Source organism: Pseudomonas sp. NCIMB 10586 (genome assembly GCF_023127895.1).
GTDB classification, from domain to species: domain Bacteria; phylum Pseudomonadota; class Gammaproteobacteria; order Pseudomonadales; family Pseudomonadaceae; genus Aquipseudomonas; species Aquipseudomonas synxantha_A.
The window spans coordinates 50,840-65,535 of the sequence record NZ_SPKQ01000018.1; the positions used below are offsets into that span (position 1 = coordinate 50,840).

A 14,696-nucleotide genomic window follows, 5' to 3' on the forward strand; every position below is an offset into this window, starting at 1 on the left:
CTACATACAAAAAAGCCCCGCTCTCGTCAGAGAAGCGGGGCTTTTTATTGCAGGTCAATCAAGCTTCAGTCTTGGCTGCCGCTTTTTCCGCTGCGTCTTTGATCAGCGCTTGCAGCGAACCATCGGCTGCCATTTCAGTGATGATATCGCTGCCGCCAACCAGCTCACCGGCTACCCACAGTTGCGGGAAAGTCGGCCAGTTAGCGTATTTAGGCAGGTTGGCGCGAATTTCCGGATTCTGCAGGATATCCACGTAGGCGAACTTCTCGCCACACGCCATGATGGCCTGGGAGGCTTTTGCGGAAAAACCGCACTGAGGAGCGTTAGGCGCGCCCTTCATGTAGAGCAGAATGGTGTTGTTGGCAATCTGGTCTTTGATCGTTTCGATGATATCCATGGAACACCTCGGCTGGAACTTTGCGACTCACAGGTCGGCACGGTGGCGCATTGTAACGCAAAATCCCAGCGCAGTGCTCGGGCACCTCACGCAGCCGCCACTTGCACCGGCACCCCATTGAGCGCCGCATTACCCGATAACTCATCCAGTTGCCGCTCGTCGGTCAAGTCATTCGCACTCGCACCCGGCTGGCCGCTTGCGATGCTCATCTGCACGCCCGGACGATCATGACCCCAACCGTGAGGCAGGCTGACCACACCCGGCATCATGTCCGTGCTGGCCACGACTTCCACTTCGATCATGCCGATGCGCGAACTCACTCGCACTCGCTGGCCATCGCTCAACTGCCGACTGGCCAGATCGTCGGGGTGCATCAACAGTTGATGGCGCGGCTTGCCCTTCACCAGCCGGTGATAGTTATGCATCCACGAATTATTGCTGCGCACATGACGGCGACCAATCAGCAGCAGTTCGTCCACCGCAGGCACCGGTTGCGCGGCAAAACGCGACAGGTCCGCCAGGATCACCGGCGGTGCCGCCTGCACCTTGCCATCGGCGGTTTTCAGCCGCGCGCCCAGGTTTGGCTGGAGCGGGCCCAGGTCTACGCCGTGGGGGTGATCGGCCAGCATCGCCACCGACAGCTTATGTACAGACGCATCACCATAAGTGCCGGCGCGCAGCCCGAAATCGATCATTTGCGCGGGCGGCATTGTGGGTTTGAGTGACACGCCGGTCTGCGCCGCAAAGGCTTTGGCCAAGCCGACGAAAATTTCCCAATCGTGCAGCGCGCCTGCGGGTTTGGGCAGGATCGCGCGGTTGAAGCGCGTGACGTTGCGCACCGCGAACATGTTGAAGGTGGTGTCGTAGTGGTCATTTTCCAATGCCGATGTGGACGGCAGGATCAGGTCGGCATAACGCGTGGTTTCGTTGATGTAGAGATCGACACTGACCATGAACTCCAACCCATCCAGCGCCTGCTCCAGTTGACGGCCATTGGGCGTCGACAGGACCGGGTTGCCGGCCACCGTCACCAGGGCACGGATTTGCCCTTCACCTTCGGTGAGCATTTCTTCGGCCAAGGCTGACACCGGCAGTTCCCCGCCGTACTCGGGACGCCCGGACACGCGGCTCTGCCAGCGATTGAAATGCCCACCGCCAGTCGACGCCACCAGGTCCACCGCTGGTGTGGTGCACAACGCACCTCCCACCCGATCCAGGTTGCCGGTCACCAGGTTGATCAACTGCACCAGCCAATGACACAACGTGCCGAACGCCTGGGTCGAGACGCCCATGCGTCCGTAGCACACCGCTTTATCGGCGGCCGCAAAATCTCGCGCCAATTGACGGATCTGCTCGGCAGGCACTGCACATTGGCGGCTCATGGCCTCGGCGCTAAAGTTGGCGATCTCCCGGCGTACGTCGTCCAGGCCTTCAACCGGCAAATGGCTGGCGCGGGTCAGCCCTTCAGCAAACAGGGTGTTGAGCACCCCGAACAACAACGCCGCATCACCGCCGGGGCGTACGAACAAATGCTGATCGGCAATCGCCGCCGTCTCGCTGCGTCGAGGGTCGACCACCACCACTTTACCGCCCCGTGCCTGGATGGCTTTGAGGCGTTTCTCCACATCGGGCACGGTCATGATGCTGCCATTGGACGCCAGCGGGTTGCCACCCAGAATCAGCATGAAGTCGGTGTGGTCGATGTCCGGGATCGGCAGCAGCAAGCCATGGCCGTACATCAGGTGACTGGTCAGATGGTGGGGCAACTGGTCGACGGAGGTTGCAGAGAACCGGTTGCGCGTCTTCAAAAGGCCAAGAAAATAATTGCTGTGCGTCATCAGCCCATAGTTGTGCACGCTGGGGTTGCCTTGGTAAACCGCCACCGCGTTCTGGCCATGCCGGGCCTGGATACCCGCAAGGCGTTCGGCTACAAGCGCAAAGGCACTTTCCCATGAGATCGGCTGCCATTCGTTGCCAACCCGCAGCATGGGCTGGTGGAGGCGGTCCGGGTCATTCTGGATATCCTGCAGCGCTACGGCCTTGGGGCAGATGTGTCCGCGGCTGAAGCTGTCCAGGGGGTCGCCCTTGATCGAGGTGATCGCCAGGCGACCGTCTTCGGCTTGAGTCGTTTCCAGGGTCAGGCCGCAGATGGCTTCGCACAGGTGGCAGGCACGGTGATGGAGAGTCTTGGTCATGGCCAGTCTCTTTATAAGGGCTTTGGCCAACTATGGCCCGCGACCGCCCAGGGCGCCAGCAACCTTCGCGCTGTGAATCGACGGGCATAGGCAAAGGCATGGCTAACCATGAGCAAATGTTTCAGAAGCCTCCCGCGCACCGACTAAAACCGACACAACCTGGCCTGGGCCCGCCCCCGCGCATTGCAAAAGGTCTCGGCGCCAGTGTACAAATGGCCCGCTGCTGTCAGGAAATCGTCTTCAAACGCGCGTCAGCGCCCTGCTTGAACACTCTTAAAAACCGTAGCCCTATTGGTAAGACGCGACATTTAATGTCAATATCGCGCCTTCCCCTATTTCGTCGCCCCGTGCGGCTTTCGCCGCAGGTCTCGCCCGTTGTCACAATAAACAAGGCTTTGAGTATCTGCGGTCTGTTGCAAAAAGGTAGTTAATGATGAGCGCAAGGCACTTTCTCTCCCTGATGGATTGCACGCCCGAAGAGCTGGTCAGCGTGATCCGTCGAGGCATTGAGCTTAAAGACCTGCGTAACCGCGGCGTACTGTTTGAGCCCTTGAAAAACCGTGTACTGGGGATGATCTTCGAGAAGTCCTCGACTCGTACACGCCTGTCTTTCGAAGCCGGCATGATCCAGCTGGGTGGCCAGGCGATCTTCCTGTCCCCGCGTGATACCCAACTGGGCCGTGGCGAGCCGATCAGCGATTGCGCCATCGTTATGTCGCGGATGCTCGATGCCGTAATGATCCGTACCTTCGCCCACAGCACCCTGACCGAATTTGCCGCCAACTCGCGCGTGCCGGTGATCAACGGGCTGTCCGACGACCTGCACCCCTGCCAGTTGCTGGCCGACATGCAAACCTTCCTCGAACACCGCGGTTCGATCCAGGGCAAGACCGTGGCCTGGATCGGTGACGGCAACAACATGTGCAACAGCTATATAGAAGCGGCGATCCAGTTCGACTTCCACCTGCGTATCGCTTGCCCTGAAGGCTACGAGCCGAGCGCCGAGTTCATGGCCAAGGCCGATGGCCGCGTGCAGTTGCTGCGTGATCCGAAGGATGCGGTGGTCGGCGCACACCTGGTCAGCACCGACGTCTGGACCTCTATGGGCCAGGAAGACGAAACGGCCAAGCGCCTGGCCCAGTTCGCACCTTTCCAGGTGACACGTGCCCTGCTCGATACCGCAGCGCCGGACGTACTGTTCATGCACTGCCTGCCTGCTCACCGAGGTGAGGAAATCAGCCTCGACCTGCTCGATGACCCACGCTCTGTCGCCTGGGACCAGGCCGAAAACCGCCTGCATGCGCAAAAAGCCTTGCTCGAGTTTCTCGTCCCACCGTCGTACCACCACGCATGAGCCAGCCATTACTGCTGAACCTGCGCAATCTGGCATGCGGCTATCAAGATCAACGGGTGGTGCAGAACCTCAACCTGCACCTCAATGCCGGCGACATCGGTTGCCTGCTTGGCTCGTCCGGTTGCGGCAAGACCACCACCTTGCGCGCCATTGCCGGCTTTGAACCGGTACACGAAGGCGAAATCAGCTTGGCGGGCGAAGTCATCTCCAGTGCAGGTTTTACCCTGGCACCGGAGAAACGGCGTATTGGCATGGTGTTCCAGGACTACGCACTGTTCCCGCATTTGAGCGTGGCAGACAACATCGTCTTTGGTATTCGCAAACATCCGCAAAAGGATCGTGTGGTCGCCGAGCTGCTGGAACTGGTCAACCTCAAGAATCTGGGCAAGCGCTTCCCTCATGAGCTTTCCGGTGGCCAGCAACAACGCGTCGCCCTCGCCCGCGCCCTGGCGCCAGAGCCGCAACTGTTGCTATTGGATGAACCCTTTTCCAACCTCGATGGCGAATTGCGCCGCAAGCTCAGCCATGAAGTGCGCGACATCCTCAAGGCACGCGGCACCAGTGCGATCCTGGTGACCCACGACCAGGAAGAAGCCTTCGCGGTCAGCGACCATGTCGGCGTGTTCAAGGAAGGTCGTCTGGAGCAATGGGACACGCCCTACAACCTTTACCACGAACCGCAGACGCCCTATGTCGCCAGCTTTATCGGGCAGGGTTACTTCATTCGAGGTCGCTTGAACTCACCGGAGTCAGTGAGCACCGAACTGGGAGACCTGCGCGGCAATCGCGCCTATACCTGGCCCACAGGTGGCGCGGTGGATGTATTGCTACGCCCGGACGACATCGTCTACGCACCGGACAGCGCATTGAAAGCCCGGATCGTCGGCAAGACGTTCCAGGGCGCCTCGACCTTGTACCGGTTGCAACTGCCAACGGGCGCTCAGCTGGAATCGATTTTCCCCAGCCATGTTGATCAACAGGTGGGGACGGACGTGGGGATTCGAGTGGCGGCCGAGCATCTGGTGCTGTTCCAGGCGTAAGCGGTTATACATGTGGGAGTGGGCAAGCCCCCTCCCCCATTAGATCTCCACACGGCTGATCATCAGGCCCGGCCGATGGCCGCGAATTTGGCTTGGGTATGTTCAGCCAGCACCGCGGCGGGCAATTCCACCTCCAGCCCTCGCCTCCCGGCACTGACAAAAATCGTTGCAAAGGGTTGCGCAGTTTCGTCGATAAACGTGCGCAAGCGCTTCTTCTGCCCCAGCGGGCTGATACCGCCCAACAGATAGCCAGTAGACCGCTGCGCTGCCGCCGGGTCTGCCATTTCGACCTTTTTTACGCCAGCCGCATGGGCAAGCGCCTTCAAGTCCAAACTTCCGACGACCGGCACCACCGCCACCAACAATTCTCCCTTCTCGCTGCTCGCCAATAACGTCTTGAACACCTGCGCCGGGTCGAGGCCCAATTTCTCCGCAGCTTCCAGACCATACGACGCCGCCTTGGGGTCATGTTCATAACTGTGAATGCGATGTTCGGCGCGAACTTTTTTCAACAAATCCAGTGCGGGCGTCATGGCGTCTCCGGCAGGGAAAACAGGTGCCCAATTCTAGGCCAAGCGCCGGCAAAACGCTCTAGTCCAAGCACTGCTGGGTCACAAGCTCGGTATAAAGGGCGTGATCATTCACCAGACCAATAGTTCGAAAGTGACCAATGGTTCACTTTCGACCTTTGACAGCGGTCATTCTTGTCTATATTTTTTCGTTTCCGAATACTGTAGGAATAGTCCATCAGTGCTCCAGCAGTAAGCCGCGGCTAAGGATGGGGATCCTCGTTACGGTGAAAATCGCGCAACCGCCCGTTGAGGCAGTGCGCCAGACAAGAACAACAACTGAGGTTTTCCATGACAACTGCTCTTCAACAGCCTTCACTCTCGAGCCAATGCATGGCCGAGTTCCTAGGCACTGCGCTGCTGATCTTCTTCGGTACCGGTTGCGTCGCTGCGCTCAAGGTCGCGGGTGCGAGCTTTGGGTTATGGGAAATCAGCATCATCTGGGGGATCGGTGTCAGCATGGCGATCTACCTGAGTGCCGGTATATCCGGGGCTCACCTCAACCCGGCGGTAAGTATCGCCCTGTGCCTTTTTGCCGACTTCGAAAAACGCAAACTGCCCTTCTATATTCTCGCCCAGGTCGCCGGCGCATTCTGCTCCGCCGCACTGGTGTACACGCTCTACAGCAATCTTTTTTTCGATTACGAACAAACCCACCAGATGGTCCGTGGCTCCCAGGCCAGCCTGGAACTGGCGTCGGTGTTCTCCACCTACCCCCATGCATTGCTGAGCACGGCCCAGGCATTCCTGGTGGAAATGGTCATCACCGCAATATTGATGGGCGTGATCATGGCCCTCACCGACGACAACAACGGCCTGCCTCGCGGCCCGCTGGCCCCGCTGCTGATCGGTTTATTGATCGCCGTGATTGGTAGCGCCATGGGCCCGCTGACCGGCTTTGCGATGAACCCGGCACGGGACTTCGGGCCCAAGCTGATGACCTTTTTCGCCGGTTGGGGTGAAATGGCCTTTACTGGCGGTCGCGATATTCCTTACTTCCTGGTACCGATATTCGCCCCGATTGTCGGTGCTTGCCTCGGTGCTGCCGCCTATCGCGGGCTGATCGCTCGCCACCTGCCGAGCGCAGCACCTGCTATAGCTGAAACACCTGACACGGCTGTCGACGGCAAGACTCGTATTTCCTGAAAGCGCCAGCCTGGTCCCCTGCCCTTCACGGCCCAGGCTGATTTCTGACTTCCTTATTTCGTTCAAGGCAATTGACATGACCGACCTTCAGAATAAGAACTACATCATTGCCCTCGATCAGGGCACCACCAGTTCGCGGGCGATCATCTTCGATCGCGACGCCAACGTGGTGTGCACCGCGCAACGTGAATTCGTCCAACACTACCCGCAGGCCGGCTGGGTTGAGCATGACCCGATGGAAATCTTCGCCACCCAAAGCGCGGTGATGGTAGAGGCGCTGGCCCAGGCCGGCTTGCACCATGATCAGGTTGCCGCCATCGGTATCACCAACCAGCGTGAAACCACCGTGGTCTGGGATAAAATCACCGGTCGCCCGATCTACAACGCCATCGTCTGGCAGTGCCGACGCAGCACCGAAATTTGCCAGCAACTCAAGCGCGACGGCCATGAGCAGTACATCAGCGACACTACCGGTCTGGTTACCGACCCGTACTTCTCCGGCACCAAGCTCAAGTGGATCCTCGACAACGTCGAAGGCAGCCGCGAACGTGCGCGCAATGGCGAGCTGTTGTTCGGCACCGTCGACAGCTGGCTGATCTGGAAATTTACCGGCGGCAAGACCCACGTCACCGACTACACCAACGCGTCGCGCACCATGCTCTTTAACATCCACACACTGGAGTGGGATGCGAAGATGCTGGAGATTCTCGACATCCCGCGGGAAATGCTCCCCGAAGTGAAGTCGTCCTCCGAAATCTACGGCCGCACCAAAAGTGGCATCGCCATTGGCGGTATTGCCGGTGACCAACAGGCCGCGCTGTTCGGCCAGATGTGCGTCGAAGCCGGCCAGGCCAAGAACACCTATGGCACCGGTTGCTTCCTGCTGATGAACACCGGCGACAAGGCGGTGAAATCCAAGCACGGCATGCTCACCACCATCGCCTGCGGCCCCCGCGGTGAAGTGGCTTACGCTCTGGAAGGCGCGGTATTCAATGGTGGTTCCACTGTGCAATGGCTGCGTGACGAGCTGAAAATCATCAACGACGCCCACGACACCGAATACTTCGCCGGCAAGGTCAAGGACAGCAACGGCGTGTATCTGGTACCCGCCTTTACCGGCCTGGGCGCACCGTACTGGGACCCGTATGCCCGTGGCGCGCTGTTCGGCCTGACACGAGGCGTACGCGTAGACCACATCATTCGTGCGGCGCTGGAGTCGATTGCCTACCAGACCCGCGATGTACTCGATGCCATGCAACAGGACTCGGGCGAACGCCTCAAGGCCCTGCGCGTGGACGGTGGTGCGGTCGCCAACAACTTCCTGATGCAATTTCAGGCCGACATCCTCGGCACTCAGGTCGAACGCCCACAAATGCGCGAGACCACTGCCCTCGGCGCCGCCTACCTGGCGGGCCTGGCGTGTGGCTTCTGGGGCAGCCTGGAGGAGTTGCGTGGCAAGGCGGTGATCGAGCGCGAGTTCGAACCACAGCTGGATGAAGCGGCCAAAGAGAAACTCTACGCCGGCTGGCAAAAAGCGGTGAGCCGCACCCGTGACTGGGAACCGCACGAAGGCGCTGAATAAGGTTGTAACTGGCAGGGAGCGGATTCCTGCGTCATCATGGGCCACTTTTGTATGGCAGCCCAAAGGACGCCCCATGAATCTGCCTCCCCGCCAACAACAAATCCTCGAACTGGTCCGCGAACGCGGCTACGTCAGTATCGAGGAAATGGCGCAGCTATTCGTTGTCACCCCGCAAACCATCCGCCGCGATATCAACCAACTGGCGGACGCCAATCTGCTGCGCCGCTACCACGGCGGCGCGGCCTATGACTCCAGTGTCGAGAACACCGCGTACGCCATGCGGGCCGATCAGATGCGTGACGAGAAGCAACGCATCGGCGAAGCCATCGCCGCTCAGATTCCCGATCATGCCTCGCTGTTCATCAACATCGGCACCACCACCGAATCCATCGCTCGTGCGCTGCTCAATCACAGCCACCTGAAAATCATCACCAATAACCTCAACGTCGCCACCATGCTCAGTGCCAAGGACGACTTCGATGTGTTGCTGACCGGCGGCAACGTGCGCCGCGATGGCGGCGTGGTGGGCCAGGCCAGTGTCGATTTCATCAATCAGTTCAAGGTCGACTTTGCCCTGGTCGGTATCAGCGGGATCGACGAGGACGGCAGCCTGCTGGACTTCGATTACCAGGAGGTACGGGTTTCCCAGGCCATCATCGCCAATGCGCGGCAGGTGATCCTGGCGGCGGACTCCAGCAAATTCGGGCGCAATGCCATGATTCGCCTGGGGCCGATCAGCCTTGTGGATTGCCTGGTGACTGATCAACAGCCAGTGCCCGCATTGGTGCAAGTGTTGAATGAGCATAAGGTGCGGCTCGAGGTCGTGTAGCGCCTGCACTGCCGCCATCGGGAGCAAGCCCCCTCCCACATTTTGAGCTGTGAACACATACCAAAGTGGGAGGGGGCTTGCTCCCGATGGCGATCTATCCAGCACTCAACCTCTTGAGTCTTCCCCCGACTCATGTTCACAAATTTTCCTTTTCCTGCCCTTCGATGAGTTTTTTCAATCGAAGTAAGCTGGCTGTGCCCGCATTTATCAGCTACCATTTTCGCAAATGAACATTAATGTTCGAATTCCAAGACGAAAAGATCGCGAGGCTAGCCGATGAACCCTTCCACCTTGCCTGCTCCACCGCTTGCCGAAGTCTATGACGTTGCCGTGATTGGCGGCGGGATCAACGGCGTCGGCATTGCAGCAGACGCAGCCGGGCGCGGTTTGTCGGTATTCCTTTGCGAAAAGGATGACTTGGCCAGCCACACGTCTTCGGCCAGCAGCAAGCTGATCCACGGTGGCCTGCGTTATCTGGAACATTACGAATTCCGCCTGGTGCGTGAAGCCCTCGCCGAGCGTGAAGTACTGCTGGCCAAGGCCCCGCACATCGTCAAGCAAATGCGCTTCGTACTGCCACACCGCCCGCACCTGCGCCCGGCGTGGATGATTCGTGCCGGTCTGTTCCTTTATGACCACTTGGGCAAGCGCGAAAAGCTGGCAGGTTCCAAAAGCCTCAAGTTCGGCGCCGACAGCCCGCTCAAAAGCGAAATCACCAAGGGCTTTGAATACTCCGACTGCTGGGTCGACGACGCCCGCCTGGTGGTACTCAACGCCATGGCTGCCCGCGAGAAAGGCGCGCACATCCACACCCAGACTCGTTGCGTCAGCGCCAAGCGCAGCAACGGCATGTGGGAAATGAACATGGAACGTGCCGACGGCAGCCTGTTCTCGATCCGCGCACGCGCGCTGGTGAATGCCGCCGGCCCGTGGGTAGCCAAATTCATCAGGGACGACCTGAAGCTGGATTCACCTTACGGCATCCGCTTGATCCAGGGCAGCCACCTGATCGTGCCAAGACTGTACGAGGGCGCCCACGCGCATATCCTGCAGAACGAAGACCAACGCATCGTCTTCACCATTCCGTACCTGAACCACCTGACCATCATCGGCACCACCGACCGCGAATACACGGGCGACCCGGCTAAAGTAGCGATTACCGAAGGTGAAACCGACTACATGCTCAAAGTGGTCAACGCGCACTTCAAGAAGCAGCTGAGCCGCGAGGATATCGTCCACACGTATTCCGGCGTGCGCCCACTGTGCAATGACGAGTCGGACAACCCATCGGCCATTACGCGTGACTACACCCTGTCGCTGTCCGGCGGCTCCGGCGAAGCGCCGATCCTGTCGGTATTCGGCGGCAAGCTGACCACCTATCGCAAGCTGGCCGAATCGGCCATGGCCCAACTGGCGCCGTACTTTACCCAGATGCGCCCAAGCTGGACCGCCACCGCCAGCCTGCCCGGCGGCGAAAACATGAGCACGCCTGAAGCGCTGGCCGAAGCCATCCGCAACAAGTTCGACTGGGTGCCGAGCGAGATCGCCCGTCGCTGGTCCACCACTTATGGCAGCCGCACCTGGCGCCTATTGGAAGGCGTGCAATCGCTGGCCGACCTCGGTGACCACCTGGGTGGCGGCCTGTATACCCGCGAAGTCGACTACCTGTGCGCCGAAGAGTGGGTGACCCAACCGCAGGACGTGCTGTGGCGCCGTACCAAGCTTGGCCTGTTCACCACACCGCAGGAGCAGGAAAACCTGCAGCGTTACCTGTCCAAGGTCGAGCAGAGCCGCAGCAAGATCGAAGCGGCCTGACCGCCCAATTGTAGGAGCGAGCTTGCTCGCGAAAAACCTGAGAGCGCCGCGTTTATTCAGCATAAACGCGGCGTTTTTGCGTTTTTCGCGAGCAAGCTCGCCCCTACGGACTATTCGGTTTTCCGAACACACCCCTCCACCCTATTCGGTTTGCCGGACCTCCGCCTGAAAATATCGCCGAAACAAAAAGTTAATCTCCATATAAATCATGTAGTTACCCTTTTATTTTCGGTATGGCACGACTCATGCTCTACACTCTCTGACGATTACCTGAGGCGCCTTAGGAGCCGTCACGGGCATTCGCTATACAAGAGAGCCGTTCACCTGGCTTCATAAAAAAAACAAATGTCGAGGAAGTATTGATGCGTATCGTTCCCCATATCCTGGGCGCAGCTATCGCTGCTGCTCTGATCAGCACTCCAGTTTTCGCCGCAGAACTCACCGGCACGCTGAAGAAAATCAACGACTCCGGCACCATCACTCTCGCTCACCGCGACAGCTCTATTCCGTTTTCCTACATTGCGGATGGTTCGGGCAAACCCGTGGGCTACTCCCACGACATTCAGTTGGCCGTCGTTGAACAACTGAAAAAAGACCTGAACAAACCCGACCTGAAAGCCAAATACAACCTGGTGACCTCGCAAACCCGTATCCCGTTGATCCAGAACGGCACCGCGGATCTGGAGTGCGGCTCCACCACCAACAACGCCGAACGCGCCCAGCAAGTCGACTTCACCGTCAACATCTTCGAAATCGGCACCCGCCTGCTGGTCAAGAAAGACAAGGAAGGCAAGCCGTCCTACGCTGACTTTGCCGACCTCAAAGGCAAGAACGTCGTGACCACCGCCGGCACCACGTCCGAGCGCATCATCAAGGCGATGAACGCCGACAAGCAGATGGGCATGAACGTTATCTCCGCCAAAGACCACGGCGAATCCTTCCAGATGCTCGAAAGCGGCCGTGCCGTTGCGTTCATGATGGACGACGCGCTGCTGGCCGGCGAAGAAGCCAAGGCCAAGAAGCCGGATGACTGGGTTATCACAGGCACCCCGCAGTCCTTCGAAGCCTATGCTTGCATGGTTCGCAAAGGCGACCCGGACTTCAAGAAAGCCGTGGATGACGCCATTGTCGCCCTGTACAAGTCCGGCGAGATCAACAAGATCTACGCCAAATGGTTCGAAAGCCCAATCCCACCGAAGGGCCTGAACCTGAACTTCCCGATGAGCGACAAGGTCAAGGAGCTGATCGCCAACCCAAGCGACAAACCAGCGCCAGAAGTAAAAATCTGATACCTGACTAAGCTTATCTCCTGAGGGAGCCAACCCTCCCTCAGGCGTCTGTAATTACCTGCTAGCTTCAACTTGGAACACTCGACCTGGCGGTTTTCGAGCCGATCGCGTGTGCCTGGCATTCATTGTCGGGCGGAAAAGGATCTTCCCAAGCGGGTGCTTGTACATCGATCGATCTCGAGGGGAGACCCTAATGAATTACAACTGGGACTGGGGCGTGTTCTTCAAGTCCACCGGCGTGGGCAGCGAGACTTATCTCGACTGGTACATCTCCGGGCTGGGCTGGACCATCGCCATCGCCATCGTGGCATGGATTATCGCCTTGCTGCTGGGCTCCATTCTGGGGGTCATGCGCACGGTGCCAAACCGCCTCGTGTCGGGCATTGCGACCTGCTACGTAGAACTGTTTCGTAACGTGCCGCTGCTGGTTCAGCTGTTCATCTGGTACTTCCTGGTACCGGACATGCTGCCGCAAAACCTGCAGGACTGGTACAAACAAGACCTGAACCCGACCACCTCGGCCTACCTGAGCGTTGTGGTGTGCCTGGGCCTGTTCACCGCCGCCCGTGTGTGTGAGCAAGTACGTACAGGCATCCAGGCGCTGCCACGTGGCCAGGAATCCGCCGCGCGCGCCATGGGCTTCAAGCTGCCGCAGATCTACTGGAACGTGCTGCTGCCCCAGGCGTATCGCATCATCATTCCACCGCTTACCTCCGAATTCCTCAACGTGTTCAAGAACTCCTCCGTGGCGTCCTTGATCGGCTTGATGGAACTGCTGGCGCAAACCAAACAGACCGCCGAGTTTTCGGCCAACCTGTTTGAAGCCTTCACCCTGGCCACGCTGATCTACTTCACCCTGAACATGAGCCTGATGCTGCTGATGCGCGTAGTGGAGAAGAAAGTCGCAGTGCCCGGCCTGATCTCCGTGGGGGGTAAATAATGGACTTCGATTTCAGCGGCATCATCCCCGCCATCCCGGGCCTGTGGAACGGCATGGTCATGACCTTGAAGCTGATGGTCATGGGCGTGGTCGGCGGCATCATCATCGGGACCATCCTGGCCCTGATGCGCTTGTCGTCCAATAAACTGCTGTCGCGTGTGGCCGGCGCCTATGTGAACTACTTCCGCTCGATCCCGCTGCTGCTGGTGATCACCTGGTTCTACCTGGCGGTGCCGTTCGTACTGCGCTGGATCACCGGCGAAGATACGCCGATCGGTGCGTTCACTTCCTGCGTCGTGGCATTCATGATGTTCGAGGCTGCGTACTTCTGCGAAATCGTGCGGGCCGGCGTGCAGTCGATCCCCAAGGGCCAGATGGCAGCGGCACAAGCGATGGGCATGACCTACGGCCAGACCATGCGCCTGATCATCCTGCCCCAGGCGTTCCGCAAGATGACGCCGTTGCTGCTGCAACAGTCGATCATCCTGTTCCAGGACACCTCCCTGGTCTACACCGTGGGCCTGGTGGACTTCCTCAACTCCGCCCGCTCCAACGGCGACATCATCGGCCGCTCCAATGAGTTCCTGATCTTTGCCGGTGTCGTCTACTTCATCATCAGCTTTTCCGCCTCGCTGCTGGTCAAGCGTCTGCAAAAAAGGTTTGCCGTATGATCTCTATCAAGAACATCAACAAGTGGTATGGCGACTTCCAGGTGCTGACCGATTGCAGCACCGAGGTTAAAAAAGGCGAAGTGATCGTGGTGTGCGGGCCCTCCGGCTCGGGCAAGTCCACCCTGATCAAGTGCGTCAACGCGCTGGAACCGTTCCAGAAGGGCGACATTGTGGTCGATGGCACCTCCATCGCCGACCCGAAGACCAACCTGCCAAAACTGCGTTCACGCGTTGGCATGGTGTTCCAGCACTTCGAGCTGTTCCCGCACCTGACTATCACTGAAAACCTGACCATCGCGCAGATCAAGGTGCTGGGCCGCAGCAAGGAAGAAGCCACCAAGAAGGGCCTGCAACTGCTCGACCGCGTGGGCTTGTCGGCACACGCCCACAAGCACCCTGGCCAGCTCTCCGGCGGCCAGCAGCAACGTGTGGCGATTGCCCGCGCCCTGGCCATGGACCCGATCGTCATGCTGTTCGACGAACCGACCTCGGCGCTGGACCCGGAAATGGTCAACGAAGTGCTCGACGTGATGGTGCAACTGGCCCATGAAGGCATGACCATGATGTGCGTGACCCACGAAATGGGCTTCGCGCGCAAAGTGGCCGACCGCGTGATTTTCATGGACGCCGGCAAGATCATCGAAGACTGCCCGAAAGAAGAGTTCTTCGGCGACATCAGCGCACGCTCCGAACGTGCGCAGCACTTCCTTGAGAAAATCCTGCAGCACTAAGTACTAAACAGCTCCCACTGTAGGAATATGGCCAATGTGGGAGGGGGCTTGCCCCCGATAGCGGTGGATCAGTGACAGATGTATCGACTGACACACTGCTATCGGGGGCAAGCCCCCTCCCACACTGGATCGCACAGG

At 59.1% G+C, this 14,696-nt stretch carries 13 protein-coding genes; 10 read left to right on the forward strand and 3 right to left on the reverse strand.

Going from position 1 to position 14,696, the window contains the following annotated elements; genetic code table 11:
- Window positions 1–58: 58 nt before the first annotated feature.
- Complete coding sequence (gene grxD / locus E4P01_RS08340; RefSeq protein ID WP_005785264.1) at window positions 59–397, reverse strand: Grx4 family monothiol glutaredoxin; 339 nt, start codon at window positions 395–397, stop codon at window positions 59–61.
- A gap of 86 nt (window positions 398–483) precedes the next feature.
- The gene (locus E4P01_RS08345) at window positions 484–2,592 is read right to left on the reverse strand and encodes a molybdopterin oxidoreductase family protein (protein ID WP_032877531.1); all 2,109 of its coding nucleotides are present in this window, start codon (window positions 2,590–2,592) and stop codon (window positions 484–486) included.
- A gap of 433 nt (window positions 2,593–3,025) precedes the next feature.
- Between E4P01_RS08345 and argF the strand changes: the two genes are divergently transcribed.
- A complete protein-coding gene (gene argF, locus E4P01_RS08350; RefSeq protein ID WP_057701405.1) occupies window positions 3,026–3,946 on the forward strand; it encodes an ornithine carbamoyltransferase in 921 nt (306 codons plus the stop codon).
- On the forward strand, window positions 3,943–4,986 hold the full coding sequence (locus E4P01_RS08355; protein WP_078820412.1) for an ABC transporter ATP-binding protein: 1,044 nt from the start codon (window positions 3,943–3,945) through the stop codon (window positions 4,984–4,986). Before argF ends, E4P01_RS08355 begins: the two co-directional genes overlap by 4 nt.
- 62 nt (window positions 4,987–5,048) lie before the next feature.
- Here E4P01_RS08355 and ybaK read toward each other — a convergent pair whose 3' ends face one another.
- On the reverse strand, window positions 5,049–5,519 hold the full coding sequence (gene ybaK, locus E4P01_RS08360; protein ID WP_005785257.1) for a Cys-tRNA(Pro) deacylase: 471 nt from the start codon (window positions 5,517–5,519) through the stop codon (window positions 5,049–5,051).
- Window positions 5,520–5,846: 327 nt separating this feature from the next.
- Between ybaK and E4P01_RS08365 the strand changes: the two genes are divergently transcribed.
- The 8 genes from E4P01_RS08365 to E4P01_RS08400 all read left to right on the forward strand — a co-directional run bounded on the left by E4P01_RS08365 (window position 5,847) and on the right by E4P01_RS08400 (window position 14,558).
- On the forward strand, window positions 5,847–6,701 hold the full coding sequence (locus tag E4P01_RS08365) for an MIP/aquaporin family protein (RefSeq protein WP_032877537.1): 855 nt from the start codon (window positions 5,847–5,849) through the stop codon (window positions 6,699–6,701).
- A gap of 76 nt (window positions 6,702–6,777) precedes the next feature.
- On the forward strand, window positions 6,778–8,283 hold the full coding sequence (gene glpK / locus E4P01_RS08370) for a glycerol kinase GlpK (protein ID WP_005785253.1): 1,506 nt from the start codon (window positions 6,778–6,780) through the stop codon (window positions 8,281–8,283).
- Between the two features lie 73 nt (window positions 8,284–8,356).
- The gene (locus E4P01_RS08375; RefSeq protein WP_003188962.1) at window positions 8,357–9,112 is read left to right on the forward strand and encodes a DeoR/GlpR family transcriptional regulator; all 756 of its coding nucleotides are present in this window, start codon (window positions 8,357–8,359) and stop codon (window positions 9,110–9,112) included.
- Between the two features lie 276 nt (window positions 9,113–9,388).
- A complete protein-coding gene (gene glpD, locus E4P01_RS08380) occupies window positions 9,389–10,927 on the forward strand; it encodes a glycerol-3-phosphate dehydrogenase (RefSeq protein WP_078820410.1) in 1,539 nt (512 codons plus the stop codon).
- Between the two features lie 362 nt (window positions 10,928–11,289).
- Entirely contained in the window at window positions 11,290–12,216 is a 927-nt protein-coding gene (locus tag E4P01_RS08385; RefSeq protein ID WP_005785249.1) for a glutamate/aspartate ABC transporter substrate-binding protein, read from the forward strand.
- Between the two features lie 193 nt (window positions 12,217–12,409).
- Complete coding sequence (locus E4P01_RS08390; protein ID WP_005785247.1) at window positions 12,410–13,156, forward strand: amino acid ABC transporter permease; 747 nt, start codon at window positions 12,410–12,412, stop codon at window positions 13,154–13,156.
- Window positions 13,156–13,827: an ABC transporter permease subunit gene (locus E4P01_RS08395; RefSeq protein ID WP_003188954.1), complete on the forward strand. Its 672-nt coding sequence runs from the start codon at window positions 13,156–13,158 to the stop codon at window positions 13,825–13,827. The genes E4P01_RS08390 and E4P01_RS08395 overlap by 1 nt, the downstream gene beginning before the upstream one ends.
- Window positions 13,824–14,558: an amino acid ABC transporter ATP-binding protein gene (locus E4P01_RS08400; RefSeq protein ID WP_003188952.1), complete on the forward strand. Its 735-nt coding sequence runs from the start codon at window positions 13,824–13,826 to the stop codon at window positions 14,556–14,558. Before E4P01_RS08395 ends, E4P01_RS08400 begins: the two co-directional genes overlap by 4 nt.
- Window positions 14,559–14,696: the final 138 nt, after the last annotated feature.